The 24,849-nt window shown below is 65.4% G+C and carries 20 protein-coding genes; 11 read left to right on the top strand and 9 right to left on the bottom strand.

Annotated elements, in window-relative coordinates; all coding sequences use genetic code 11:
- Positions 1-262 precede the first annotated feature (262 nt).
- Both EDF56_RS25890 and EDF56_RS09595 read right to left on the bottom strand, forming a co-directional pair.
- Positions 263-433 carry a hypothetical protein gene (locus EDF56_RS25890; protein WP_165912155.1) on the bottom strand — a complete coding sequence of 57 codons (171 nt, stop codon included), beginning with the start codon at positions 431-433 and terminating at the stop codon, positions 263-265.
- A gap of 73 nt (positions 434-506) precedes the next feature.
- Positions 507-2,099 carry an isocitrate lyase gene (locus EDF56_RS09595; RefSeq protein WP_132386731.1) on the bottom strand — a complete coding sequence of 531 codons (1,593 nt, stop codon included), beginning with the start codon at positions 2,097-2,099 and terminating at the stop codon, positions 507-509.
- A 148-nt stretch (positions 2,100-2,247) separates the two neighbouring features.
- Here EDF56_RS09595 and EDF56_RS09590 point away from each other — a divergent pair, with 148 nt between their 5' ends.
- The 4 genes from EDF56_RS09590 to EDF56_RS09575 all read left to right on the top strand — a co-directional run bounded on the left by EDF56_RS09590 (position 2,248) and on the right by EDF56_RS09575 (position 7,583).
- Positions 2,248-3,636 (top strand): helix-turn-helix transcriptional regulator, encoded by a 1,389-nt coding sequence (locus EDF56_RS09590; RefSeq protein WP_132386729.1) that lies wholly within the window; start codon positions 2,248-2,250, stop codon positions 3,634-3,636.
- A gap of 140 nt (positions 3,637-3,776) precedes the next feature.
- The gene (locus tag EDF56_RS09585; protein ID WP_165912154.1) at positions 3,777-5,324 is read left to right on the top strand and encodes a class I adenylate-forming enzyme family protein; all 1,548 of its coding nucleotides are present in this window, start codon (positions 3,777-3,779) and stop codon (positions 5,322-5,324) included.
- A gap of 230 nt (positions 5,325-5,554) precedes the next feature.
- Positions 5,555-6,394, top strand: a complete 840-nt coding sequence (locus EDF56_RS09580; protein WP_132386725.1) for a helix-turn-helix domain-containing protein — start codon at positions 5,555-5,557, stop codon at positions 6,392-6,394.
- Between the two features lie 130 nt (positions 6,395-6,524).
- Entirely contained in the window at positions 6,525-7,583 is a 1,059-nt protein-coding gene (locus tag EDF56_RS09575; protein WP_132386723.1) for a phosphotransferase family protein, read from the top strand.
- Positions 7,584-7,847: 264 nt separating this feature from the next.
- Here the strand turns inward: EDF56_RS09575 and EDF56_RS09570 are convergent, their stop codons facing one another.
- The 4 genes from EDF56_RS09570 to EDF56_RS09555 all read right to left on the bottom strand — a co-directional run bounded on the left by EDF56_RS09570 (position 7,848) and on the right by EDF56_RS09555 (position 11,969).
- On the bottom strand, positions 7,848-9,047 hold the full coding sequence (locus EDF56_RS09570; RefSeq protein ID WP_132386721.1) for an amidohydrolase family protein: 1,200 nt from the start codon (positions 9,045-9,047) through the stop codon (positions 7,848-7,850).
- An 86-nt stretch (positions 9,048-9,133) separates the two neighbouring features.
- Positions 9,134-10,318, bottom strand: a complete 1,185-nt coding sequence (locus EDF56_RS09565) for a thiolase family protein (RefSeq protein WP_132386719.1) — start codon at positions 10,316-10,318, stop codon at positions 9,134-9,136.
- Positions 10,315-10,758 carry an OB-fold domain-containing protein gene (locus tag EDF56_RS09560; RefSeq protein ID WP_132386717.1) on the bottom strand — a complete coding sequence of 148 codons (444 nt, stop codon included), beginning with the start codon at positions 10,756-10,758 and terminating at the stop codon, positions 10,315-10,317. Before EDF56_RS09560 ends, EDF56_RS09565 begins: the two co-directional genes overlap by 4 nt.
- Positions 10,758-11,969, bottom strand: a complete 1,212-nt coding sequence (locus EDF56_RS09555; protein ID WP_132386715.1) for a CoA transferase — start codon at positions 11,967-11,969, stop codon at positions 10,758-10,760. Before EDF56_RS09555 ends, EDF56_RS09560 begins: the two co-directional genes overlap by 1 nt.
- A gap of 158 nt (positions 11,970-12,127) precedes the next feature.
- Here EDF56_RS09555 and EDF56_RS09550 point away from each other — a divergent pair, with 158 nt between their 5' ends.
- Positions 12,128-13,204, top strand: coding sequence for a phosphotransferase (locus EDF56_RS09550; protein ID WP_132386713.1), 1,077 nt, complete (start codon positions 12,128-12,130; stop codon positions 13,202-13,204).
- A 90-nt stretch (positions 13,205-13,294) separates the two neighbouring features.
- Here EDF56_RS09550 and EDF56_RS09545 read toward each other — a convergent pair whose 3' ends face one another.
- The gene (locus EDF56_RS09545; protein ID WP_243652515.1) at positions 13,295-15,964 is read right to left on the bottom strand and encodes a TonB-dependent receptor; all 2,670 of its coding nucleotides are present in this window, start codon (positions 15,962-15,964) and stop codon (positions 13,295-13,297) included.
- A 399-nt stretch (positions 15,965-16,363) separates the two neighbouring features.
- Positions 16,364-17,095, bottom strand: coding sequence for a dienelactone hydrolase family protein (locus tag EDF56_RS09540; RefSeq protein ID WP_132386711.1), 732 nt, complete (start codon positions 17,093-17,095; stop codon positions 16,364-16,366).
- 190 nt (positions 17,096-17,285) lie between these two features.
- On the opposite strand from EDF56_RS09540, the gene EDF56_RS09535 reads away from it, so the two are divergent.
- From EDF56_RS09535 to EDF56_RS09515, 5 genes are all read left to right on the top strand, one after another.
- Entirely contained in the window at positions 17,286-17,993 is a 708-nt protein-coding gene (locus tag EDF56_RS09535) for a TonB family protein (RefSeq protein WP_132386709.1), read from the top strand.
- A 92-nt stretch (positions 17,994-18,085) separates the two neighbouring features.
- On the top strand, positions 18,086-19,132 hold the full coding sequence (locus EDF56_RS09530) for a sugar phosphate nucleotidyltransferase (protein WP_132386707.1): 1,047 nt from the start codon (positions 18,086-18,088) through the stop codon (positions 19,130-19,132).
- An 11-nt stretch (positions 19,133-19,143) separates the two neighbouring features.
- The gene (locus EDF56_RS09525) at positions 19,144-19,959 is read left to right on the top strand and encodes a class I mannose-6-phosphate isomerase (protein ID WP_132386705.1); all 816 of its coding nucleotides are present in this window, start codon (positions 19,144-19,146) and stop codon (positions 19,957-19,959) included.
- Positions 19,960-20,424, top strand: coding sequence for a DUF2721 domain-containing protein (locus tag EDF56_RS09520; RefSeq protein ID WP_243652514.1), 465 nt, complete (start codon positions 19,960-19,962; stop codon positions 20,422-20,424).
- Between the two features lie 89 nt (positions 20,425-20,513).
- Complete coding sequence (locus EDF56_RS09515; RefSeq protein ID WP_132386703.1) at positions 20,514-21,800, top strand: MFS transporter; 1,287 nt, start codon at positions 20,514-20,516, stop codon at positions 21,798-21,800.
- Between the two features lie 565 nt (positions 21,801-22,365).
- Here EDF56_RS09515 and EDF56_RS09510 read toward each other — a convergent pair.
- On the bottom strand, positions 22,366-24,126 hold the full coding sequence (locus EDF56_RS09510) for a fatty acyl-AMP ligase (protein WP_132386701.1): 1,761 nt from the start codon (positions 24,124-24,126) through the stop codon (positions 22,366-22,368).
- A gap of 150 nt (positions 24,127-24,276) precedes the next feature.
- Here EDF56_RS09510 and EDF56_RS09505 point away from each other — a divergent pair, with 150 nt between their 5' ends.
- Positions 24,277-24,846: a RecX family transcriptional regulator gene (locus tag EDF56_RS09505; protein ID WP_132386699.1), complete on the top strand. Its 570-nt coding sequence runs from the start codon at positions 24,277-24,279 to the stop codon at positions 24,844-24,846.
- Positions 24,847-24,849: the final 3 nt, after the last annotated feature.

Raw genomic sequence — 24,849 nt, 5'->3', positions numbered from 1 at the left:
TCAAGCTGATGGCGGGGATATAGGCAAGCCGTTAATTTTCTTGTCAATGTGGCTGCGACAGGCCGAACCGCAGGCGCAGGCGCCGGTCGTACCATCCGGATTTGTCCGGAGGCTCCGGCGGGCCGCGAAAAAGCCCGCCGCACATGGGTGCGACGGGCTGGCTTTCCTCCCCAGGAAAGAACTCGAGTGGCCTGCCCTTCCTTGCGGGTCGGGCTGGTTTTCCGGCGGCCGGGCCGCCGTGATTTTCTGTGTTCGAACTCTCTCAGCGCCGGGTGGCGCTGCCGAGTCGGTGATAGAGGTTAGAGTACGTGGAGGAGACCGGATCGTCCTCATGCGCGCGCATGTAGAACAGCACGGCTTCCTGAAGCAGCCTGAAGTCCTGGTTCGAAAGTACCGCGCGGGCGCGGGCCGGTTCGGTGGTCATGGTGGTCATTGTACCTTCCTTTCCTTGCTTGGCGGGGACCTTCCCCAGCGGATTCAGTCCGCAATCCCGTTTGACGGCGACCTCAGGCCGCGAATTGATTCATCGTGTTGTGCGTGCCGCCCGCCTTCAGGGCCGCCTCGCCGGCGAAGTATTCCTTGTGGTCGTCGCCGATGTCCGATCCGGCCATGTTCTGGTGCTTCACGCAGGCGATACCCTGGCGGATTTCCTGACGCTGCACGCCCTTGACGTAGCCGAGCATGCCCGCCTCGCCGAAGTACTCCTTCGCCAGATTGTCGGTCGACAAGGCGGCGGTGTGGTAAGTCGGCAGGGTGATGAGGTGGTGGAAGATCCCCGCCTCGCGCGCCGCATCCTTCTGGAAGGTGCGGATGCGCTCGTCGGCCTCGTTACCCAGCTCGGTGCCGTCGTAGTCCACGCTCATCAGCTTCGCCCGGTCATAGGCGCCGGTGTCGCGGCCTTCCGCTTCCCATGCATCGAAGACCTGCTGGCGGAAGTTCAGCGTCCAGTTGAAGCTGGGCGAGTTGTTGTAGACCAGCTTGGCGTTCGGGATCACTTCGCGGATGCGGCTGACCATTCCGCCGATCTGGCCGATGTGCGGCTTTTCGGTTTCGATCCACAGCAGGTCCGCGCCGTTCTCCAGCGCATGGATGCAATCGAGCACGCAGCGATCCTCGCCGGTTCCGCTGCGAAACTGGTAGAGGTTCGAAGGCAGCCGCTTCGGGCGCATCAGGCGGCCTTCGCGAGTGATGAGAACCTCACCGTGGCCAACCTCGCCCGCCGCGATCTCGTCGCAGTCGAGGAAGCTGTTGTAGCGGTCGCCGATATCGCCCGGCTCGCGGGTGAAGGCGATCTGCTTGGTCAGCCCCGCGCCCAGCGAGTCGGTGCGCGCCACGATCAGGCCCTCGTCCACGCCCAGTTCCATGAAGGCGTAGCGGACTGCGCGGATCTTCGCGATGAAGTCCTCATGCGGAACGGTGACCTTGCCGTCCTGATGGCCGCACTGCTTCTCGTCAGAGACCTGGTTCTCGATCTGGATGCAGCAGGCGCCGGCCTCGATGAACTTCTTGGCGAGCAGGTAGGTCGCCTCGGCATTGCCGAAGCCCGCGTCGATATCGGCAACGATTGGCACCACGTGCGTCTCGTGATTGTCGATCGCGGTTTCGAGGCGCTTGGCCTCCATCTCGTCACCGGCCTCACGCGCCTTGTCCAGATCGCGGAACAGCATGCCCAGTTCGCGGGCATCGGCCTGACGCAGGAAGGTGTAGAGTTCCTCCACCAGCGCGGGAACCGAGGTCTTCTCGTGCATCGACTGGTCGGGCAGGGGCCCGAACTCGCTGCGCAGCGCGGCGACCATCCAGCCCGACAGGTAGAGGTAGCGGCCCTTGGTCGTGCCGAAATGCTTCTTGATGGAGATCATCTTCTGCTGGCCGATGAAGCCGTGCCAGCAGCCCAGCGACTGGGTGTAGTTGGCAGGGTCGCGATCATAGGCCGCCATATCCTCACGCATAATACGCGCGGTGTAGCGGGCGATGTCGAGGCCGGTGCGGAAGCGGTTCTGCAGGCGCATGCGCGCGACCGATTCCGGTTCGATGCCGTTCCAGTTGGGCTCGGTGCCGATGGTCTGGCCGGCTTCGGTGATCTTGCTCTGGTAGGTCACTGCCAAAAGTCCCCGTCGAAAAATGTGTTTGGGCGATGACCCTGAGCTAGGCCACATTTTTGCAGTGCGGAACGGCCTGCGAAGTCCGGTTGTCACACTTTACAGATATTCCTTGTAAAGATGTACAGGTATGACAAAGTGCTGAGCCATGGCGGAATCGAGACCTCTCTACCTTGGCCCCAGGCTGCGCCGCCTGCGCCGCGAACTGGGCCTTACGCAGCAGGCCATGGCGGACGATCTGGAGATTTCGCCCAGCTACGTCGCGCTGCTGGAACGCAACCAGCGCCCGGTCACGGCGGACATGTTGCTGCGCCTTGCGCGGACCTATCGGCTGGACATTGCCGATATCGCCGGGGACGATGGCGAGGATTACGCCCGCCGCGTGGGGGATGTACTGCGCGATCCGCTGTTCGCCGATATCGACCTGCCCTCGCTGGAAATCGCCGACCTGGCGATGAGCTTTCCGGGCATTTCGGAAGCGCTGCTGCGGCTTCACGGCGCTTACACCCGCGAAAGTCAGGCCCTGGCCGAGCAGCGCGCCTCTGGCCCGGCGGCGGAAGAGAATGAGCCCGTGCGCGAGGCGCAGCGGTTCCTCGGCCAATCGCGCAACTACTTCCACGCCATCGACGTGCGGGCGGAGGAACTCGCCGGCGAAATTGAGCAGGCTGGCGGTGCCACCGCATGGCTTGCGGCCAAGGGCGTGCGCGTTCGCTTCCTGCCGCCAGACGTCATGGTCGATTCCCTGCGGCGGTTCGACCGGCACAACCAGCAGCTGCTGATCGACGATACGCTCGGCCCCTCAAGCCGGGCCTTCCAGATCGCCACGCACATCGCCCATACCGCGATGCGCGGCGATATCGTGGCGGTCGTGCGCGCTGCCGCCTTTGTGCAGACCACCACGGCGACGCTCGTGCGCCGGGCGCTGGCGGGCTATGCGGCGGCGGCGATCCTGATGCCTTATGCCAAGTTCGCCCGCGCCGCGGAGGCGCGGCGCTACGATATAGAGGCGCTCTGCGGGCTGTTCGGCACCAGTTTCGAGCAAGTCGCGCACCGGCTCACCACGTTGCATCGTCCGGGGGAGGAACGGGTGCCGTTCTTCTTCCTGCGCGTGGATGAGGCGGGGAACGTCTCGAAGCGGTTGGACGGCGCGGGCTTTCCCTTCGCGGCGCATGGCGGCGGCTGCCCCTTGTGGTCGGTGCATCAGGTGTTCCGCTGGCCGGGCGAAGTGCGCACCCAGTGGCTGGAACTGCCGGACGGGCAGCGCTTCTTCTCGATCGCGCGCACTGTCACGTCGGGCGAGGGGCGGCATGGGCGGATGAAAGTCACCCGCGCCGTGGCGCTCGCCTGCGCCGCGGAAGAGGCGGGCAAGCTGGTCTATGGCGGTGAGTTGGAAGCCAAGGCAACGCCCATAGGGGTGACCTGCCGCCTTTGTCAGCGTGCCGATTGCGCGGCCCGCTCGGTGCCGCCGATCGGCCGCGATGTGCTGGCCGACGACTATCGCCGCGCCGCGCAGCCCTATACCTTCTCTGAAAGCTGATATTCTCCATTGCGAATTTAAATTCGCCAATACGACGATTCCGCCCCGGCGATGGCGCGCCGCAGATGCTTGCGAAGGCAGTTCCCACGACGCAGGATCGCGCCCTAAAGGGTAGAAAATCCGGCGAGAGGATGAGTGCATTGAGCAGCGAAAGCACGCCGGGCGCGGCCCGGACCTTTCCCGAACTGATCCGCTCTGCCGCCGCTGCTTATGGCGATGCCGTGGCGATCACGCTGGAGACTGAAACCGGCAGCGAAAGCGCCACTTTCACCGATCTCGACCGCCAATCCGCAGACCTCGCGCGCGGACTGCTGGCGCGCGGCGTGGGGAAGGGCGCGCGCGTCGGGTTCATCTTCGGCAACGGTCCGGGCTTTGCCACGGCGCTGGCCGCCATTGCCCGCATCGGCGCGGTCGCGGTGCCGATCAGTACGATGATCCGCGCCAACGAACTGGTCCGCGTGCTGCGCCAGAGCGACGTACAGGGGCTGATCGTCCAGCGGGCCATGCTGGGCAAGGATCTCGTAGCCCGGCTTACCGAGGCGCTGCCGGAACTTGCCGGCCAGACTTGCGGCGCGCTGCGCCTGCCGCGTGTGCCGTACTTGCGCTGGATCGTCTCCAGCGGCGCGGACTTGCCCGCTGCCGTGGCGCCGATGGCGTGGCTTACCGATGTCGATGTAGGCGAAGAGGTGCTGCGCGAGGTCGAGTCCGAAGTTCATCCGACCGACCAGATGATCGAGATCTACACCTCCGGTTCGATGGCGCTGCCCAAGGGCGTGCGCCATCTCCACGGCGCGGTTCTGGCGCGTAGCCATTGGCTGGTTGAGATGCTGGGCGTGAAACAGGACGAAGAACGGCCCGCGCAATTGCCGATGTTCTGGGTGGGCGGGCTGATGCTCTCTCTGCTGCCGGATTGGGAGCAGGGCGCGGTTACGGTCTGCTCCGAGAGGACGCTGAGCAACAGCCGCTTCGCCATGGGATCGGTGCTGGCCGAGGAAGACCTTGAACGCATCAAAGGCCCGCAGCCCTGGTGGGGGCTAGGCATGAGCGAGACGTTGGGCCCTTACGGCTGGGGCGACGAGTTCCGCGTGCCCGGCCGCCCGGTCTGCGCGCCGATGGACCACTTCGCCCCGGGTTACGAGGTCCGCATCGCGGACGAGGACGGCCGCCCGGTCGCCAACGGCGAAGTGGGCGAAATGCAGGTGCGTGGCCCCGCCGTCGCCCCGGCGCTCCACAAGATCGACCGAACCGAGCATTACACGCCGGACGGCTACTTGCGCACCGGCGACCTCTGCCTTGTCGAGGATCGCGCCGATGGCCGCCGTATCCATTTCGTCGGCCGGGGCGGGGACATGATCAAGGTTTCCGGATCGAACGTCTCGCCCGCCGAGGTGGAGATGGAATTGCAGACGCTGGACGGCGTGCATAGCGCCTATGTCGTCGGCCTGCCGGATCGCGAGCGGGGGGCGCTGCTGGTGGCGGCACTGGTTCCGCGCGACGGGGCGGTGCTGGATCTGCCTGCCATCGAGGCGCGGATGAAGGCCAGCCTTTCAGCCTACAAAGTGCCGCGCGCGTGGGTGGAACTTACCCGCGACGAGGTGCCGCTGCTGCATTCCAACAAGGTTGCCCGACGCGAAATCGCGCGGATCGTGGCGGAGCGACTGGAAGCGGAAAAAGTCATTAGCAGCTAAGGCCTCGGGCAATCGGCCACGAGATTTGAACATCAACTTCGTCGTCCCCGCGAAGGCGGGGACCCCGCTGTTCTTGGCGGAGTCGTAAGAAGGAAGCGGGGCCCCGGCCTTCGCGGTCGCGACGAAGTGGTTTTTTGTAAGCCGTGCTTGTGTGGCACTTCTGCGTCCCCATTGACGAACCCCTCCACGCCCCATAACCCGACAGGTAATTCGAAATAGCGAAAGCACCCATGTCGCGTTCTTCTCCCGGCGTCGCCCGCATGGCCGCCATCCTCAATTTCATCGCCGATCATCCGGGGCAGTCCTTCGCGCTCACCGATCTGGTGCGCGCGCTGAAGCTCAGCCGGGCGACCTGCCATGCGCTGCTGACCGGGCTGGTCGACGTGGGTTATCTCTACCGCACCAGCGACAAGACTTATGTGCTGGGCCCGGTGCTGGCCGCGATCGGGCGCACCGCAGCCGAACACTTCTCACCCTTGCAAGTCGCGCAGCCGGAAATGCGCAAGCTGGCGGACGATTTCGACGTCGTCTGCGGCGCCTATTTCCTGGAAGGCGACATGATCCACCTGCGCGAGCGGGCCGCATCGGCCAGCCATGTCGGCTATCCGGTGCCGCTGGGCACGCGCATGCCGCTGCGCTGGGTGCAGGCCACCGCCTTCTTCGCCCGCAACCCGCGTGAGGCCGATGCGGCGCAGGCGCGCATCAATCCCTCGCCCTCGGTCGAGCAGCTTGAGCAACTCCATAGCGGCATGGCCTTCGTGCGCGAACATGGCTTCATTGCCCTGACCCGCCGGCCGGACAGTGCTCCGGGTAGCAGCAGCATGGTCGGCGCCAGCCTGGACGACCCGCCGGTCATGCCGGAAACCGTGCTGGAAGCGGGCAAGACGTACCCGCTCATGGCGGTCATGGCCCCGATCTATGACGCGCGCGACCGCGTTTCGATCTCGCTGGTCATGGCCGGCTTCAGCGGAGCGCAGACCGGCGCCGAAGTGCGCAAGGCGGGCGAGGCACTGGCCGAGGCCTGCATGCGTATCTCGCGCTTCCTGATCGGCCAGCCCGAAGCCGCCTGATTCTCCGTCGTCCGGGCGGATTCGCCCCCGCAACAAGCCTGCCGTGCTTGACCGTCCCCGCTTGTCGATTTATCAAATAGTCGAAAATAAATTCGCGATTTGGAATTGCGATAAAGCGGGAGAGTGCTGGATGTCGGACGTGATCGTCGCGCCGGAAACCCGGGACCTTGAGGAACTGGCGCGCGCGCTGGCCGGTTGGCTGGCCGAACGTATGCCGCAGGCACGTGACGTGAGGATCAGCGATCTCGCCTATCCGCGCGGGGCCGGGCAGAGCCACGAGACGATCCTGTTCGAAGCGCATTGGTTTGAGGGTGGCGCGGCGCGGCAGCAAGGTTGTGTCGTGCGGATCAAACCGGGCGGTTTTACGGTCTTCCCGGACGACTTGTTCGTTCAGCAATACCGCGTGATGAAGGCGCTGGCCGAAAGCGGCGCAGAGAACGGCGGCGTCCGCGTCGCTCGCCCGCTGTGGTTCGAGGAAGACCCGGCGCTGCTGGGCAATTCCTTCTTCGTCATGGAGCGGAAAGTGGGCCGCGTTCCGGTGTCGATCCCGCCTTATGCGCGCGAAGGCTGGCTTCGGGATGCCGCGCCGGAGCAGCGCCGCACGCTTTGGCGCAATGCCGTGGAGCAACTGGCGGCGGTGCAGCGCGCGCCGCTGGATGGGCTGGACTTTCTGGCCGGTCCTGCCGGTGAGCGCGGGCTTGAACAGGAATGGGCCAAGTACAACCGCTTTGCCCGATGGTTGCAGGACGTGGAGCCGCTTCCCGTGCTTGACGCCGCGCTGGAACGGCTGCGCGGGCTTTGGCCGGCGAACCAGCCCGAAGGCTTGGTCTGGGGTGACGCGCGGATCGGCAACATGATGTTCGATGAGAACTTCGACGTGATCGCGGTGATGGATTGGGAGCAGCCCTCGCTCGGCGGGGCGTTGCATGATCTGGCGTGGTTCTGCGTGATTGCAGACACGATGCACGGGCCGGCTTCGACTTATGGCGCGCCGTTGGAGGGCATGGGCAGCCGGGAAGAGACCGTGGCCCTGTGGGAGGATCTTACCGGCAAGTCCGCGGCCGACCTCGAATGGTACGAGGATTTCGCGAAGTTCAAGATGACCTGCACCGGCATCCGCCTCGGCCATCTGCGTGGCACGCGGATGATGGACGAGGCGGCGATGGCGAAGCGGTTGAAGGTGGGGTGATGGGCTGCGCGGCGGCGCGGGATCCTTCGACAAGCTCAGGATGGGCGGGGTTAAGCCCAGGATGGGCGGGGTTAAGCCCAGGATGGGCGGGGTTAAGCCCAGGATGGACGGGGTTAAGCCCGGGATGGACGGGGCCGAGCTTGGGATGAGCGGGGCGGGGATATTGCGCCCGGCCCTGTTCGCTCAAATTGACCTTTTTCCCGCTCAGGCTGAGCTTGTCGAAGCCCCTTGAGGACTAATGCCGCCGTCCCCAAGGGGCGACTATTACGAAAGCCCCAGCAACTTTCGGCAATTGTCGTGAATGATCGCCCGCACATCCGCTTCGGGCACACCCGCGAAGTCGCGCCGGATCACGTCGCGGGAACGCGGGAAGGTCGTTTCCGAATGCGGATAGTCCGATGACCACATGATGTTGCGGCCGCCCGGAAGGTCGCGGTTCAGGATGCCCGCGCGGTCCTGGATGAAGGAGCCGTAGATGTTGCGGTCCATGTAGTAGCTGGGCGGGTTCTTCAGCGGCGATTCCGTCCAGTAGCGCTGCTTTTCCCAGGTACGGTCGTTGTACTCGGCGAACCACGCGAACCAGCCCACGCCCGATTCCATCGATCCGATCTTCAGGTCCGGGAAACGGTCGAACACGCCATTGTAGATGAGGATGCCGATCGGTTCCGCCATGGCCAGCTTGCTCATCGGCATGTCGGCCAGGAAGTACTCCTTCTGTCCGAAACGCGGCACCCGCGCGCCGAGGTGGAAGGTGATGACGATCCCGGCGTCGGACACTGTCTTCCACAAGGCGTCGAAGGCCGGATCCGAATATTGCAGTGCGCCCTTGGCGTCTCCCGTCAGCGCCGAGACTTGCCCATCCTTCAGCGCCTGCACGCCCGAAGTGGTCTTCCACGCCTCCGGGTTCTGCGGGAAGGCGGGCAGGTTGATGGCGCGGAACCCCTTGGCGGCGAGCCGCCTCACATGGGCGCAAGTTTCCTCGATATCGCGCATCGGCACATAGCCGACGGGAAACAGCCGGTCCGGCGCGGCCGAGCAGAAGTCCAGCACCCAGTTCTGATAGGCCTCATAGCTGGCGACATAGAGCTCGTTGTCGAGCGAGCCGAGCGGCCCGCCGCCGAACAGCAGTGCCGCGCCCATATGGTCCGCATCCATGTCGGCGAGGCGCGTGGCGGGCTCCCAGACCTTGCGCTGGTCGGCAAGGCGGCCCTTCATCTTGAAGTTCTTGCCCTCGCGCCCCGCCTGGTTGTTGATCATCATGAACGGGCGGCGATTGCCTTCGAAGCAGATGTAGTCCCCGTCCTCGGCATGCTCGATGAAAGGCGCGCGGTCCTTCAGGTGCGCGGGCAGGTAGTCCTTCCACATGTCATGCGGCGGATCGATGTGGGCATCGGCGTCGAAAATCGGACCGTAAGTCCATTCGCTTTCGGCGCCTTTGCGGATCGCCGGATCGGCCTCGCTCATCTCCCGGTTCCTCTCGTTCTATAATTCGCTATTGTGAATATATTATCGTCATAACGAACTGAAAAAGTCAAGGATGCGACTCGCCGTCAGTCGCGCCGCAAGATCATCGCGCCGTATCCGAAGCCGCCGTTGGAGATCAGGCAAGTCCGCGCGTCCGCCACCTGCCGGCCCCCGCCGCGATTCCAGAGCTGCACGCAGGCCTCGTGGATGTGGCCATATCCGTGCAGTCGCCCGGCCGAGAGCTGGCCGCCGCCGGTGTTGAGCGGCAGTTCGCCGTCCAGCGCGATCCTCGTGCCGCCTTCGACGAAGCGGCAGGCCTCGCCTTGCGGCACCAGCCCCAGCGCTTCCATCCAGAGCCACATGTGGATCGAGAATCCGTCGTAGATCTGCGCGCAGTCGAGGTCGGCGGGTTTCAGGCTGGTGCGTGACCACAGCATTTCTCCGGCGCGGCGGGCGGCGGGCAGAGTGGTGAAATCGCCCTCGTGCCGCCCGACCCAAAGGCTGCCGACCGCCATGCCGGTGGCCTCGATATGCAGCGGCGGGTTGCGCAAATCTTTTGCGGTGTCCCGGTGCGAGAGGACGATGGCGGTGGCGCCGTCGACATGGGCGTCGCAGTCGTAGAGCCGCAGCGGAGAGGAAATCACCCGCGAGGCGAGGTAATCGTCCAGCGTCAACGGCGCCTTGTAGATCGCCGCGGGGTTGTGCGCGGCATTGCGGCGGGCATTGACTGCCAGTGCGCCCAGTTGCGCTTCGGTCGCGCCGTATTTGTCGAAATAGGCCTGCGCATAGAGCGCGAACATGTTGATCGGCGAAAGCGCGCCAAACGGCACGGTCCAGGCATTTGTCCCCTCCACCCGTGTGCCGCGTCCGCCCATCAGCGTGGAGGCTCGGGCCTGCACGCGGGCGCTTGCCTGCGCCACGGTGCGGAACACGACGACGTGGCGCGCCAGGCCGCAGGCGATCGCGGTGATCGCGTTGAAAATCGGCGCCATGTGGCTGAAACCCTCGCTGGAGGTGAGAGTCCAGCGCGGTGACAAGCCCAGAACCGCCGCCGCCTCGGCCGTGCTCACCGGGGCGATGCCGCCGCCTTCGGCCGATTTGCCGGGATAAGTCGCGATGCCGTCGATCTGGCGCGGCGAAAGCCCGGCGTCGGCAATGGCAGCAAGGCAGGCGTCGGCAGTAAGCTGGAGCGCGCTGCGCGAGGATGGGCGCGCCACTTCGGATTGCGCGGCGCCGGTCACGCAGATCTGCTTTTCGGGAAGCGCCGTCACAGGCCATCCTCCGCCGCGAAGAAGGGCAGCCAGACGTCTTCGTGCTGTTCGAAACGGACCCGGACCGGTAGCCCAATGCGCGCGGCGGCGGGAGGCCCGTCGAGGTTGGCCAGAACGTGCAGGCCGGTCTGTTCGGCCAGTTCCACGGCGGCGAGCACGAAGGGCACCGGCAGGCCTGGCAACCACGCCTCGTAATTCACCGTATAGCTGATGACCTGGCCTTTGCCCGAGACTGGCTCAGGCGCGAGTTGCTCGCTGCCGCAAGTGGCGCAGCGCGGCAGGGGTGGGTGCTGCCAGGTGCGGCACGCCACGCAGCGCTGGATGCGCATCATGCCGTCCGCGCCCGAGGTCCAGAAGAAGGCTGTCTCGGGTTCGAGGGCCGGCAGCTTGCGCGGCGGTGGCGCCGACGGCGCGCGCGAAGCGGGACTGTCCGATGCCATCAGAACACCACGCCTTGTACCTTGAGGTCGATCACCGCGTCTTCGTCATAGCCGAGTTCGGTCAGAACCGCGTCGCTGTCCGCGCCCAGTTCAGGGGCGCGGGTGGAGGGCAGGGCCTTGCCGCCGAACAGCATGGGGCTCGCCACCATCGGGATCGCGGTGCCGCCGCCTGCGTCGACCGCGCGCAAGTAGTGGTTGGCGCGGACTTGCGGGTCGTCCTTCAACTCGCCCACGTCCTGCACGACGTCCCACTGGCCGTCCTGCCGGGCCAGGATGGTCTTCCATTCGTCCAGCGGTTTCGCGGCGAAGAGCGCGGTCACTTCGGCGTGGCACTCGGCCAGATGCGCCCGGCGCGCGGCGGCGTCGGCAAAGCGCGGGTCGGCGGCGAGGTCCGGCCTTCCCGCAACGTCGCAGAAGCGCGCCCAGTAACGATCCGCCTGCAACATGCAGAGCGCCACGAAGCGGCCGTCGGCGGTGCGGTAATTGGCCACCAGAACATTGTGCGGCGGCCCCGCCGGACGCGGGAAGCGCTGCACGTCCTCGGCAGTCGCCTGGCAGATCAGTCGCTGCTGAGACCACATCGCGGTCCCGAGCAGCGAGACATCCACTTCGCTCGCTTCTCCGGTCATCGCGCGCTGGGCGATGGCGGCGCAGATGCCGCCCGCCAGCATCGCGCCCGAAAGCGTATCGCCGAAGGCCGGCCCGGGCGGGCCAACGGGCTGCGCCGCGTCCTCCGCCGTCAGCGAGGAGGCGATGCCGCCGCGCGCCCAGAAGGTGATGGCGTCATAGCCGCCTTTCTCCCCGTCCGGACCGTTCGGGCCGGTGGCGCTGCCGCTGGCATAGATCAGGCGCGGAAAGCGGGCACGCAGGGTCTCTGCATCGATCCCCATCGAGCGGCGCGCGGGCGGGAGCAGGCTGGTAAGGAACACGTCGGCGTCCTCCAGCAGGCGGCCCAGTACCGTGCGGCCCGATTCGTGACGTAGATCGAGCGTGATCGAGCGCTTGCCCCGATTGTAGCTCTCCCACGACCAGTCGTATTGCGCTTCCGGATTCGAGAGCGCGCCGATCTTCAACCCGCGCAAGGGGTCGCCAGTGGGCGGTTCGACCTTGATGACTTCCGCCCCCAGATCGGCGAGCATCCCGCCGCAGGCCGGGACGAACGCCCACATCGCCACTTCGACAATCCTGATGCCTTCCAGCGGCCTTCCCATGTCCTGTCCCTCCTGTACCGAGCCTTTGCGATGCGTCCGGCAAGACAATCGCGTGACCGTTGAAATTCTCTATTGCGAATGATGTACCGAAATGGAGAATTGAGCAAGCTGGGCGAGGCCGACCAATCGGCTCGCCGGATGGCATCAGGGAGAGGCCGATGACGATAACTGCCGCACGCTTGCCGGAGGCGCCGCTGGAGCATTCCGGCCCGGTTCCCGCGACTTTGGCCGAAGCGCTGGACCCGCAGTGGCTGGCGCCAGTGCTGGCGCATCTGTCCGGGGACCGGGCGATCGTGGCGGTCGAAACGGTGGAGGTGATCCGCACTGTCGCCACCAAGGTCCGCTTTGCCGTGCAGTTCGAAGGCGAGGGGGAGGCGCAGCGATTCTGCCTCAAGGGCCTGCTCGATGTGGATGCGGCCACCGCGCGCGGCGGCCCTACGTGCGTGCTGGAGGCCGATTTCTACAACCGCCTTGCGCCGGTGCTCGATCTGCGGGTGCCACCTTGCGTCGCCACCGTGGTCGACCGCGAGGCGCAGCAGGCGGTGACGGTGATGCGCGACCTGATTGCGCAAGGCGCGATGTTCTGCTCGGCGCTGGATCCCTTCGGCGCCGATGATGCGGCGGCCAGCCTTGGCCTGCTGGCGCAGCTCCATGCCCGGGCGGACTTGCTGGAGGGCGCCGACTGGATCGCCCCGCGCGCGGCGCAGCTCGCACGGATGGACTATGTGACGCCGGAAATGCTGCAAGACCTGCTCGACGGCCCGCGGGGAGAAGGCATCGCGCCCGAGGTGCGCAATGCGAACCGTCTGGCGGCCGCGATGCGGGCACTGGCACAGCGCGATGCGGGTCGGCCAGACTTCCTGCTGCACGGCGATGCCCATGCCGGGAACCTGTTCCGCGCGTCGGAAGGCATGGGCCTGATCGACTGGCAATTGCTTCAACGTGGCGGCTGGGCGCTCGACGTGGCCTATCACCTGAACGCCGTTCTGCCGGTCGACGTGGCCGAAGCGGAAGAGCGCCGTCTGCTGGGCGAATATCTGGCGGCAATGCGCGGTCATGGATGCGCGATGCCGGACGCGGAAGAGGCCTGGACGCAATACCGGGAGGCGGTGGTCTACGGTTATTACCTCTGGTCGATCACCCGCCGTGTCGATCCGCCGATCATCGAGGCTTTCGTCGGCCGTCTCGGCCGGGCGGTCATGCGCCACGACAGCTTCGCGCTGCTGGGCGTCTGACGAGAGAAGGGCCGCACGCCAGCGCGTACGGCCCTTCCTTTTTCGTCTTGGCGAGTGGGAATGCACCATGGGTGCATTCCCGAACCCGGCTCAGCCTCCGAAGTGATACTTCAGAGTGAAGCCATACATGCGCGGCGCGCCGACCGAAGCGGTCTCGAAGCCGGTGCCGGTCGAGAGGCCCGGGAAGAACGAGTAGTACTTTTCGTTGGTCACGTTGCTCGCGAAGAAGCCCGCATCGATCGGCGTTCCCGCAATATTGTCCCAGTTGACGTTGACGTTCAGCAAGTCGGTCGGCTGCAGGAACGTCAGGCTCTGAATATAGGCGACAGTCGCCGGATCGGACACCGCACCCGGCTGGCAGTTCGGCATGTTCTGGTTGGCGGTCCCGTTGCAGCCCGCGTAGAAGCGGTTGCCGGTGTTCGCCAGCATCTTGTCGGTATGCGTATAGGTCAAGCCGAACGAGACCTTGCCCACGCTGTCGGGCAGCGGCAGCGTGTACGTGCCCGAGATGGTGACCTTGTTCTTCGGCGACAGCGCCAGCGGATCACCCACAAGGTAAGTGCCCGAGAGCACATAGGGCGAGCCGGGGTCGAGCGAGAAGGTCTTGGCCGAAGTCAGCTTGGTGTTGAGGTAGGTGTAGCCTGCCTGTAGCAACAGACCCTGGAACGGGCTGATCGAGGCGTCTACTTCGATGCCCCAGATGCGCGATTTGCCTGCATTGACCGGGGCCGCCGTGGGCGAAACCGGCGCGGAGATGCAGTTTCCTGCGGCATCGGTGGACTGGCAGGGGTTGGCGTTGAAGCCGACCTGGAGCTGCTGGTCTGCGAACTTGTTATAGAAGCCCGCGACGTTGAAGTTGCCCGGCATCGAACCATGCCAGCTCGTCTTGGTGCCGATTTCGAAAGCGTCCACCTTTTCGGGATCGAACGTCGCGAAAGACGCCGTCACGTTCGGCGCGATGCCACCGGCACGATAACCGCGGGCATACTTCGCATAGACCAGAATGTCCTGCGTCGGCGTGTAGTCAAAGTCGATCAGCCAGGTGGGTGCCGAAGACTTCTGTTTGAGGTCGCGGCGGCAACCGTTCTCCGCGCTCGGGTCCTGCACCGGTGCGTCGGGGTAAGTACAGGACGTGAAGATCGGACCCGCCGGCAACGGCTGGAAGGTCGGGAGACTGAACGGGAAGCCGGTGATCGTGGTGGTTTGGACGCTGGTGTTGTTCTCACGGTCCCAGGTGTAGCGGAAGCCGCCGGTCAGCTTGAACTGGTCGGTGAACTTGTAGGTCGCCTGGGCATAGAGGCCTACGTTGTGGAACGATGTGCGGCCCGCCGTGGTGTTGATCGCGCCGGCCGGTGCGGAAGAGCCGCCGGCGAGTGTCGAGAGGAAGCTGAGAACGTCATAGCACTGGCTGGCCGCCAGCGCGGCGGAATTGGCGCAGCTCTGGATCACCGGCGACTTGGAGCCGACGAGCGAGAGCGGCTCGACCGCTTCCAGATAAGCGCCAGTCTGCCAGTTCAGCTTGTCGTTGCTGGAACGGCCCTGGATCTGGAATTCCTCGGTGAACGTCGATTCGTCCGCCGTGTGACGGCCGGGCAGCGGCTGGCTGCTGGCGAAGCCGAAGCGATAGCTCGGGATGCCGATCTGTGCGATCGCAGGCGTTTCAAAGGCAGTGCCGAAGATCGGGTTTCTGAAGGTATCCGTCAATTGGCCGTAGCTGGCGACGTTCTTGATCGTCAGCGTGTCGCTGGCATGCCAGGTGGTGGTGTTAATGATCTGCCAGACGGTGAGCAGCGAGCGCGGGTCCTGCAGATCCTGCGCGAAGTCGTAGAAGCCGGAGCCCTGATAGTTGGGGCTGCCCGGCGTCAGCTGTTCGCTGGCGAAGTGGCCGAGGCTGTAGGCCGGGTCCGCCGCGATCAGCTTCTGCGCGTCACCATGCGTATCCGAACGCGAATAGGTGGCGATCATGTAGTTTTCGAGGTCGGGCGTCAGGTCGGCGATTACGCTGAGGCGCGCTGCGACATAGTCGACGTCGTTGAAGTCCTTGGGGCCGACGCCGCTGTTATTGTGCAGGTAGCCGTCGCGCTTCATGCGGTCGACACCGAGACGCACCTTGAACGTATCGGAGAGCGGAACATTCAGGACGGCCTGGACGCGGCGCATGTCGTAATTGCCGATCGAGCCGGAGACGTAGCCTTCGAACGTGTCGGTCGGCCGGTTGGGCACCAGCAGCACGGCGCCGCCAGTGGTGTTGCGGCCGAACAGCGTGCCCTGCGGACCTTTCAGCACCTGCACGTTCTGAAGATCGAAGAAGGCGCCCGGACCCGCGCCGTCACCCGAGGGGAGGCCGTTCGAAGCACCGCGCGGCGCCACCACGTCGGCGAAGTAGACGCCCACCGACGGTGCCGTGCCCAGATCCTGCACGAAGCCGCGGATCGCGAACGACGAGTTCTGCGAGCCGAAGTTGGTGTTCGCCGACAGTGAAGGCGTGCTGGTCGCAAGGTCGGCCGCGCTCACGACGTTGCGGTTGTTGAGCTGTTCCTGGTTGAACACGGTGATCGAGATAGGCACGTCCTGCAGGCGTTCCTCGGTACGCCGTGCGGTAACGATGATGTCTCCGGGATTGATCGTCGGACTTTCGCGTCGTGCCGATTCCTGAGGGGCATCCTGCGCCATGGCCGGCGATGCCGCGATCAGTCCCGCAGCCGCCCCCACGGAAGCCACGCCCAGCATCAGCGAAGTCCTGAAATTCCTTGAAATCATCTTGATCCTCTCCTCCGGAAACCATGTTCTCACGCAGGCCGCCCCGCTTTCAGCGGAAAGGTATGCGGCGCCGGCTCTTGCCGGTCAGGCGCATCCGCGGCTTCTTCGACATTCTCTGGAAGGTGTGGGCCGACGATGGGTCGGCCGGCCATTCACGCTCCCCCTGGTACCGTATTCCGGTGCCGGTTTGCCGGCACTCTTGCTTAAGTCCCGCCCTGAAACCTGCCCAAGATCGGGCAGCGCCGAAATTCGGCATGTTCTGGGTAGTTGTCCGTATGCACCTTGATTCTGTGCCTAAGTTGGAAAGTATCGTTCGAACGGGGACTGTGCAATTCTTCCGATGAGCCTTCTGCATTTCTTTCCAGGAAGAGTTGCCTCCAGGAGACACCTTGGCGTTGCTCAGAGGTCGATACTTTCCTCCAGCAGCGCAATTGTTCCGTTCCAGGCAATCCGGTGTGCTGTTCGGTCATAGGCGATCCCCGGGGCGATACCGTCATGGTCAGGATCGGTGAAGGCATGCGCGACCTTCGCGAACAGGGTGAGTTGATAGTCGACGCCGGCTGCGTCCAGTTCAGCGCGCAGCGCCTCGACATCGGCGGGCGGGGCGTAAGGATCCTCGCCCCCGGTCCAGACTGCGACTCGTGCGCGCACGGCGCCGGGCTGGGCGGGGGCATGGGTGCCGAGCAACCCGTGGAAGCTGGTGACACTGCGCACCGGCGCGCCGCTGCGGGCGAGTTCGAGCACGCACTTGCCGCCGAAGCAGTAGCCTATCGCGGCAATCCGTTCGGGATCGACATCGGGCAGGGCGCGCACGCGCTCGAACCAGACGAGCAATCGTTCGCGCAGTAGCGCCGGCTTGGCCATGAGCGCGGCAAAGTACGTGCCCGCCGCCGCGTTCGTGGAGAGATCGGCGCCAACGCCGTACATGTCGGGCGCGACGACCAGTCGTCCGCCGGCTGCAATTTCGCGCATCGCCTGGAAGAAGCTGTCGCTGGGGCCGGTGGCACCGGGGAACATCAGCACGGCGCCGCCGGGAGCAGGGGCATGCGATACGCCCGCATCCGGGCGCACCAGAAGGCCGCGCAGAACCACGTCGTCATGCTCGCATTCGAGGGATTCGAAACCCTTCATGCGTCTGTTTCCTCCCCTCCCTGTTCCCTCTCGGCGACGAATCGGCGTCGCATTGGGGAACATGGGTTCGGTAATGAGAATGGATCCGCCGGCCGATCCTGTCAAAGCCCGTTCTGGCTCTTCCCTTGCCGGGCCTCGTCTTGTCGACGTGTCCTTGCCTCCTACACGGTCGCCGTGGCATCGGGTGGGCATGGCACCGGAGGCAACAGCGGCCGATCTCAGGCCGCCACGGCGCATAAGGCTGGGGGTGGCGGCTCTGGTGATCGTGCTGCACGTCCTGGCTGTCATCGTCCTCGTGCGCGCGTTCGCGCCGCAATTCGTGGCCGATGTGGCGCGGACCGTCACGCAGACTTTTGACATGCCGCTCGAACCGCCGCATCGTCCTGAAACCACGTCGAAAGCGGGCACAGCGGGTGCATCGGGGAAGCGAGCGACACCGCGCGATGCCGCTCTTCCCAAAGCTGCGGTGCCGGTCCTGCCGATCGAGGCGCCGCCGGTGGTCGGAACCGGCCGGGACAATGCTGTCGGAGCGAGCCCCTCCGGCCTAGGCCTCGGCGCGGGCAAGGAGGGCTCCGGGACAGGCGGTGGCGGTATCGCGGTCCAACCGGTAAAAATCGCAGGCGATATCAATTCGGCACGCGACTTCCCCCGCGCCAGTCACGATCTCAGGCTCGGCCATCAGGTCGTCGTCATCCTGCGCGTCGGTACCGACGGGACGGTGACGTCCTGCCGGGTCTCGCAGCCGAGCCCCGATGCCGAGGCCGACCGCATAACTTGCCATCTTGCCGCCGAACGCTTCCGTTTCCGCCCGGCGCGCGACGCTGCCGGAAACCCGGTCGAAGCGGACTATGGCTGGCGCCAGCGCTGGTTCCTCGCGGGCCAGAGTGACGGTGATTAGCGGGGATGCACCGTGACGCCGTCGTTGCATTGCACCGAAGGACCGGTATGGCGATTCCCATGTCTCTTTCTTCGCGAGATGCTTCACTTCCCATGCCCCAGATCGTTCCGGTCATTCTCTGCGGCGGCAACGGTACGCGGCTGTGGCCGCGCAGCCGTGCCGATCGTCCCAAGCCGTTCCTGCCCTTGGTGGGCGAGACCACGCTGTTCGAGGCGAGTCTCGCGCGCTGCCCGGCGGCGCAGGGCTTTGCCGCGCCGGTGGTGGTGACGGGCGCCAAGCACCTCGAACATGTCGAGGCGCAGCTGGCCGCGGCGCCGGGGGCGACCGTGATCGTCGAGCCCGCCGCGCGCAACACCGCGGCCGCCATCGCGCTCGCCGCCTGCCGCCTGCCCGAGGACGCGGTGATGCTGGTCTGCCCGAGCGACCACCATATCGGCCGTCCCGAGGTCTTCGCCGATGTCGCCTGTGCGGCGGCGGCGCTTGCCTCCGAAGGCTGGCTGGTCTCCTTCGGTATCGAGGCGACCCGGCCCGAGACCGGCTTCGGCTACCTGAAGCGCGGCGAGGCCATCGAAGGCACCCCCGGTTTCCGCACCGCCCAGTTCGTCGAGAAGCCAGACCTCGTTCGCGCGCAGGCTTTCCTTGAGGACGGCAACTACGCCTGGAACGGCGGCATCTTCGCCTTCCGCGTGGGCGACTTCATGGCCGAACTCGCCGCGCACCGGCCCGAGATCGCCGCCAAAGTCCGCGAAGCGGTCGAGAAGGGCGCGGCGGACGGCCACCGCTTCCACCCCGATGCCGCGACGTTTGCCGAAGTCGAAAGCGATTCGGTCGATTATGCGGTGATGGAGAACACCAGTCGCGCCGCGATGGTGCCGGCCGACATGGACTGGTCGGACATCGGCAACTGGCAGGCGCTGCACGATGCACTCGACCGTGACGGCAGCGGCAATTCGGTGCGCGGCGCGGGCGAGGCCGAACTGGTCGACTGCACCAATGTGCTGGTCGACAGCGACGGGCCGCGCGTCTCGGTGATCGGGCTGTCCAACGTGGTGGTCGTGATCGACGGGAACGAGGTGCTCGTCACCACCGTTGAAGGCGTGCAGAAAGTCGGCAAGCTTTCCGGCGCCGTGAACCAGTAAGGGATAGAACAATGACTGCCGCACTCGCGATCCGCGGAGTCGAGAAGCCCTGGGGCAGGGACGTCTTGCCCGCGCCTTTCGTCGCGCCCGAAGGTGAGCGCATCGGCGAGGTCTGGTTCGAGCCCCCGGCGGCGCTCCCCGACCTTCTGGTGAAGTACATTTTTACCAGCGAAAAGCTTTCGGTGCAGGTGCACCCGAGCGATGCGCAAACGATTGCCAAGGGGCTGGGCCGTCAGGGCAAGGAAGAGTGCTGGCTGATCGTCGCGGCCGAGCCCGGCGCCAAGCTCGGTATCGGCTTCGACGCGCCGATCTCGCAAGAGGCCATGCGCGCCGCCTCGCTCGATGGTTCGATCGAGGGGCTGATGACCTGGCACGAGGTGCAGCCCGGCGACTTCTTCTATATTCCGGCCAACACCGTCCACGCCATCGGCGCGGGGGTCAGCCTGATCGAGGTGCAGCAGAACAGCGACATCACCTACCGCCTCTATGACTACGGCCGCCCGCGCGAACTCCATCTGGACGAGGGCATGGCCGTATCGAAGGGCGAGACCTACGATCTGGCGCGCTGGCACAAGCGCGTTCCCGTGCGGGAAACGCAATCGCTGGTCGATGGGCCGCTGTTCCTGCTCGATCAGGTTGTCGGCGCTCCTTCGCCGGAAATCGCCGCCCGTTATCCCGATGCCGTGCTGGTCATTCCGCGCGAGGAATCTGTGAAAATCGGCGGAGAACTGGTCGCTCCCGGCGGCTGCGCGCTGGCGACCTCGCTGGCCAGCGTCGAATTTGCGGACAACGGGGTCTACTTGCTGGCAAGGGCCTGTGCAGCCTGAATGACCTTTGCAATAACCGACACCATGATCGTCCAGACTATCCAGTTGGCCCTGACGCCGGTGTTCGTGCTTGTTGCAATCGGCAATATCCTCAACATCCTTTCCACCCGGCTCGGGCGCGTGGTTGACCGCGCGCGCGAGTTGCAAGGGCGGCACAATGTGACCGAGGGGCCGGAGCACGACATGATCGTGCTGGAAATCCGGCTGGTCGACAGGCGCATTACCATCATCACCAAGGCCATCCGCTTCATGGTGCTTTCGGCGCTGTGCATCGGTACGACCGTAGCGGTGCTGTTCCTGCAAGGCATTGCCGGGCTGGACCTTCACGGGGTGGCGGCGATGATCTTCCTGGCTTCGATCGTGCTCTTGCTGGCGGCGCTGGTGCTGTTCCTGCGCGAGACGCAAGTCGCCAAGGACGCGCTCAGCATCCCGCGCGACTATCTGGAATTGCACCGCACCATCTGAGATCGGCGGTCCCGCGCCGGTTCGCACTATCGCCGGGGCGATTGGCGTTTCCGCCTTTGGCCCTAGGTTCTCTTCCAAGGGAGAGAACAATGCACGCACCGGATAGGGTCCGGCCGGTACCGGCCGACCAGAGGCAGGAATGGCGTTCGGGCTGGACGCTCGTTCTCGCCTCGTCAGTCGGTTTCTCGTTCTTCTCGGTGCTGCTGGCGGCGACGGGGTTGTTTTTCGAGCCACTGGGCAAGGAATTCGGCTGGAGCCGCTCAGTGCTTTCGGCCGGGCCCGGGATTGCGACCTTCGTCACCGCGCTGCTTTCGCCGTTTTACGGCGCGTTGATCGACCGCATGGGATCGCGCCGACTGGCGCTGCCGGGGATCGTGCTGGTCATGATCTCGATGAGCGCCTTCGCGCTGGCCAATGGCTCCGAGGTGCAGTGGCTGGTGATGTGGGGCGTGTTCGGCCTTGTCGTCACCTCGATCAAGTCGACTGTCTGGACCACGGCGGTCGCGGGGCTGTTCGAGAAGGGCAGGGGCCTTGCGCTTGGCGTGACCGTGGCGGGAACGGCGGTGGCGCAGGCAGTCGTCCCCCCGCTCGGCAACTTCCTGATCGACTACACCGGATGGCGCGGTGCGTTCGTCTGGTTCGCGATCGGCTGGGGCGGGCTCACGCTGCTGCTCTGCGCGCTGTTCCTTTACGACGTGCACGACCGCGCCCGCCGGGCGGCGCAGAAGTCGGGCGGAGTGGTCGCGGCGCGCAGCACGCTGCACTTGCCGGGCCTTACCCCGCGCGAGGCGCTGCGCAGCCGGGCGATGTGGCAGCTGGGCCTGTCGACGTTCCTGGTCATGGTGCTGACCGTGGGGCTGGGCATCCACCTTTTCCCGATCCTGACCGAAGCCGGCGTAACCCGCACCAACGCGGCGTGGCTTACCGCGCTGACCGGGGTCGCTGGCATTATCGGCAAGCTGGTGACCGGCGCGCTGCTTGACCGCTACCGGCCGAACTGGATCGGCGGCGTGACAATGGGGGTTACGGCGGTGACTTTCCTCGTGCTGATCGGGGCGATCAATTCGACGGCGGCGGTGATTTTCGGCCTGCTGGTCAACGGCTATGCGGCGGGGACGAAGACGCAGATCTGTGCCTATCTCACCGCCGGATATGCGGGCATGCGACACTTCGGCGCGATCTACGGTGTGATGGCCGCGATGGTCGCTTTCGCGTCGGGACTGGGCCCATGGCTGGCGGGCGTCGTTTACGACAAGGCCGGCAATTATGGCCCGTTCCTCTGGGCCGGCGTGATCGGCTGTGTGGTGAGCGGCCTGCTGCTGGTGACTTTACCCGCCTATCCAAAGTGGGAAGAGCGCGAGCAAGCGACGGACTGAAATCGGGCGCAGAAATGGAACCCTCGCGGCGAAGCCGCAGTCCCGGGAACATTGCGTCCACCCCAAGGAGCAAGAGACGAAAATCGCCTCCAAAGCAGAACCAAATCTTTGCGCCTTTGCGCCTTTGCGCGATTCCTCCCTTTTTCTTCTCCGCGTCTCCGCGCCTCCGCGTGAAACGATTTCTTTCCAGGCAACCTGACTTGTCCGTGTGGCGTCTACCGAGTCCTTGACCCGAGAATCGACGCCTTCGAAGGGTTCACGCGGAGGCGCGGAGGCGCGGAGAAGAAAAAAAGGAAAGAGGAATCGCGCAAAGGCGCAAAGGCGCAAAGAGGGCCCGTTTGCCGTAGGCTCGTGGTTTCCGCGGGCATTGCGGCTGTCGCAAGGCTTGAGAGACGGACATTGCCTGCGGCGCCGACCAACATCTCTGCGTTTCTGCGTGAACCAAAAAAGCGAAACACCGCGCCGGTAAGGTGACGGGCTATCGTGGCCTCCGGCATCCGCCGGAATCGAAACGGGCCGGAAAGCTCTCGCTCCCGGCCCGTCCCTTTAATTCGATAGCCTGAAATCAGGCCGCGATCTTGAACGGCTCGATCTCGCCCGAAAGGTAGAGCTTCTTCGCCTTGGCGCGGCTGAGCTTGCCCGAACTGGTGCGCGGCAGGCTCTTCGGCGGAACCAGTTCGACCACGCAGTTCATGCCGGTGATCGAACGCACCTTGTCACGGATCAGGTCGCGCAGTTCGATGCGCTTGACCGGATCGGAAACACGGCAATGCACGAGCACGGCAGGCGCTTCCTCGCCATTCTCGGTCTCGACCGAGAAGGCGGCGATGTCGCCATGGTTGAACCCCGGCAGCTGTTCCACGGCCCATTCGATATCCTGGGGCCAGTGGTTCTTGCCGTTGATGATGATCATGTCCTTCGCGCGGCCGACGATGAACAGGTAGCCATCGGTCATGTAGCCCATGTCGCCCGTGTCCAGCCATCCGTCGACGAGGCAGGCCTCGGTCGCTTCGGGGTCGCGGAAGTAGGAGTGCATGACACTGGTGCCGCGGCACCAGACTTTGCCGATCTGATGGTCGCCCAGGCTCGCCCCGGATTCGCCCCGGATCACCACTTCCATGTCGAGCACGGGCTTGCCGCAGTTGACGATGGCGCGGTAGCGGGCCGGGCGGCTGAGGTCGCGCGGGCTGCCGGAAAGGCGCTCTTCCTCGACCAGTTCGACGCGGATGCCTTCGCCCGGCGGCATGATGGTGACGGCCAGCGTCGCTTCGGCGAGACCGTAGCTGGGCAGGAAGGCCGAAGCCTTGAAGCCCGCATCGGCAAAGGCATTGACGAAGCTCTGCATCACGTCCGGGCGGATCATGTCGGCGCCGTTGCCGGCAAGACGCCAGCGCGACAGGTCGAAGCGATCGCCCACGTGGCTCTGGCTGGAGATACGGCGGGCGCAGATGTCGTAGCCGAACGTCGGCGAGTACGAGATCGAGGTGCCCTCGTTCCGCGTGATCATGTCCAGCCATGCCAGCGGGCGGCGAGCGAAGTCCTCGGTCTTGAGGTAGTCGCCCGAGACCTGGTTGGCGATCAGCGAGAGGAAGCAGCCGACCAGACCCATGTCGTGGTACCACGGCAGCCACGAGATGCAGCGGTCGTTCTCGGCCAGTTCCATGCCGTGGCTGTGCGCGGCAAGGTTCGACATCAGCGAACGGTGGGTGACCGCAACGCCGTGCGGGAAGCGGGTCGATCCGCTGGAATACTGCAGATAGCAGATATCGTCCGGACCGGCCTTGGGCAGTGCGACTTCGGGCGCATCCTTGGCGGCGAAATCGGCCCAGGTGGCATGGCCGCAACCCTGCCGCTGGGCGGCGGCGGCGGTCATCTCGGCGATTTCGTCGGGGCCGACCAGCAGGAGCGGGTCCGAGCTGGCAAGCTGGACCGCGAGCTGCTCGATATAATTGTCCTTGCCGCCGAAGCTGGTGGGCAGGGGCAGCGGCACCGGCCAGGCGCCTGCGTAGACGATGGCGCAGAAGAGCGCGGCGAATTCCTCGCCGGTTTCGGCGATCAGGGCGATGCGATCACCCGGTTTGACGCCGCGCGCGACAAGCGCGTGCGCCACCTTGATCGAATCCGCACGCAGTTCGCTGAACGGGTAAACCCGCTTCAGAGTGCCACGCGGATCGTGGAAATTGAACCCGCGCTGCCCCTTCGCTGCATAGTCGAGGGCATCGCAGAAAGTGTCGAAATCGGCAAAACGGCGGGCAAGCGCATCCCGGTTGGGGGTAGCGACAAGTGCTTCAACCGCTTGCGGCACCATGCTGATGGTGTCGGTCATTTCGTTATAACCCGTTGTTGTTATACCGTTTTATTCTTCAGGAACCGGGCGCTTTTATCCTGTTCAAGCTGAACCGGACATAGCCATCCCACCTGCATGGTTCCGTGCGCTCTCCCCATTCCGAGCCGAGTGTGGCACGAATAGGGCAAGATGTCCGACAAGCGTCGCAATCCACAACCGCTCGACCAGATCCACCTGGAAGAATTAGCGCTCGCCTATGTCGCGCGTTTCGCGACGACGCAAGGGAAGCTGCGCGATTATCTGCAACGCAAATTGCGCGAGCGGGGCTGGGCGGGTGACGAATCACCCGATCTCGCTGCGCTGGTCGCCCGGTATTCCGACCTCGGCTATGTAGACGACGCCGCTTGGGCGCGGATGAAGGCGGGCAGCCTGCTGCGGCGCGGCTATGGCGCGCGGCGCGTGGGAGAGGCGCTGGGGCACGCCGGGCTGGACGAGGATATGCGCGCGGCGGTGCGGCCGGACGACGCGGCCGAGCGGCAGGCGGCGCTGGTTCTGGCCCGGCGGCGGCGGTTCGGGCCCTTCGCGGTTCAGCCCGAGGACAGGCTCGCGCGTGAAAAGCTGCGGGAGAAGCACATCGCGGCGATGCTGCGCGCCGGGCACCGGCTCGACATGGTGCGCGCGATCGTCGATGCCGAGGACCCGGAAGCGGCCGAGGAATGGGCCGATGCCGGGATCGAATCGGAAGCCGGAGACGTCTGAGAC

The organism is Novosphingobium sp. PhB165 (genome assembly GCF_004341845.1).
Taxonomy (GTDB): domain Bacteria; phylum Pseudomonadota; class Alphaproteobacteria; order Sphingomonadales; family Sphingomonadaceae; genus Novosphingobium.
This window is presented reverse-complemented; position numbering and strand designations above follow the sequence as displayed.

Bases quoted from the DNA above. Each gene is read 5' to 3' on its own strand.
- EDF56_RS09560 (WP_132386717.1), bottom strand. From the start codon at position 10,758: ATGGCATCGGACAGTCCCGCTTCGCGCGCGCCGTCGGCGCCACCGCCG.
- EDF56_RS09550 (WP_132386713.1), top strand. From the start codon at position 12,128: ATGACGATAACTGCCGCACGCTTGCCGGAGGCGCCGCTGGAGCATTCC.
- EDF56_RS09525 (WP_132386705.1), top strand. From the start codon at position 19,144: ATGACTGCCGCACTCGCGATCCGCGGAGTCGAGAAGCCCTGGGGCAGG.
- EDF56_RS09575 (WP_132386723.1), top strand. From the start codon at position 6,525: ATGTCGGACGTGATCGTCGCGCCGGAAACCCGGGACCTTGAGGAACTG.
- EDF56_RS09570 (WP_132386721.1), bottom strand. From the start codon at position 9,047: ATGAGCGAGGCCGATCCGGCGATCCGCAAAGGCGCCGAAAGCGAATGG.
- EDF56_RS09505 (WP_132386699.1), top strand. From the start codon at position 24,277: ATGTCCGACAAGCGTCGCAATCCACAACCGCTCGACCAGATCCACCTG.
- EDF56_RS09535 (WP_132386709.1), top strand. From the start codon at position 17,286: ATGGCACCGGAGGCAACAGCGGCCGATCTCAGGCCGCCACGGCGCATA.
- EDF56_RS09520 (WP_243652514.1), top strand. From the start codon at position 19,960: ATGACCTTTGCAATAACCGACACCATGATCGTCCAGACTATCCAGTTG.
- EDF56_RS09510 (WP_132386701.1), bottom strand. From the start codon at position 24,126: ATGACCGACACCATCAGCATGGTGCCGCAAGCGGTTGAAGCACTTGTC.
- EDF56_RS09515 (WP_132386703.1), top strand. From the start codon at position 20,514: ATGCACGCACCGGATAGGGTCCGGCCGGTACCGGCCGACCAGAGGCAG.
- EDF56_RS09540 (WP_132386711.1), bottom strand. From the start codon at position 17,095: ATGAAGGGTTTCGAATCCCTCGAATGCGAGCATGACGACGTGGTTCTG.
- EDF56_RS09555 (WP_132386715.1), bottom strand. From the start codon at position 11,969: ATGGGAAGGCCGCTGGAAGGCATCAGGATTGTCGAAGTGGCGATGTGG.
- EDF56_RS25890 (WP_165912155.1), bottom strand. From the start codon at position 433: ATGACCACCATGACCACCGAACCGGCCCGCGCCCGCGCGGTACTTTCG.
- EDF56_RS09530 (WP_132386707.1), top strand. From the start codon at position 18,086: ATGCCCCAGATCGTTCCGGTCATTCTCTGCGGCGGCAACGGTACGCGG.
- EDF56_RS09580 (WP_132386725.1), top strand. From the start codon at position 5,555: ATGTCGCGTTCTTCTCCCGGCGTCGCCCGCATGGCCGCCATCCTCAAT.
- EDF56_RS09590 (WP_132386729.1), top strand. From the start codon at position 2,248: ATGGCGGAATCGAGACCTCTCTACCTTGGCCCCAGGCTGCGCCGCCTG.
- EDF56_RS09545 (WP_243652515.1), bottom strand. From the start codon at position 15,964: ATGATTTCAAGGAATTTCAGGACTTCGCTGATGCTGGGCGTGGCTTCC.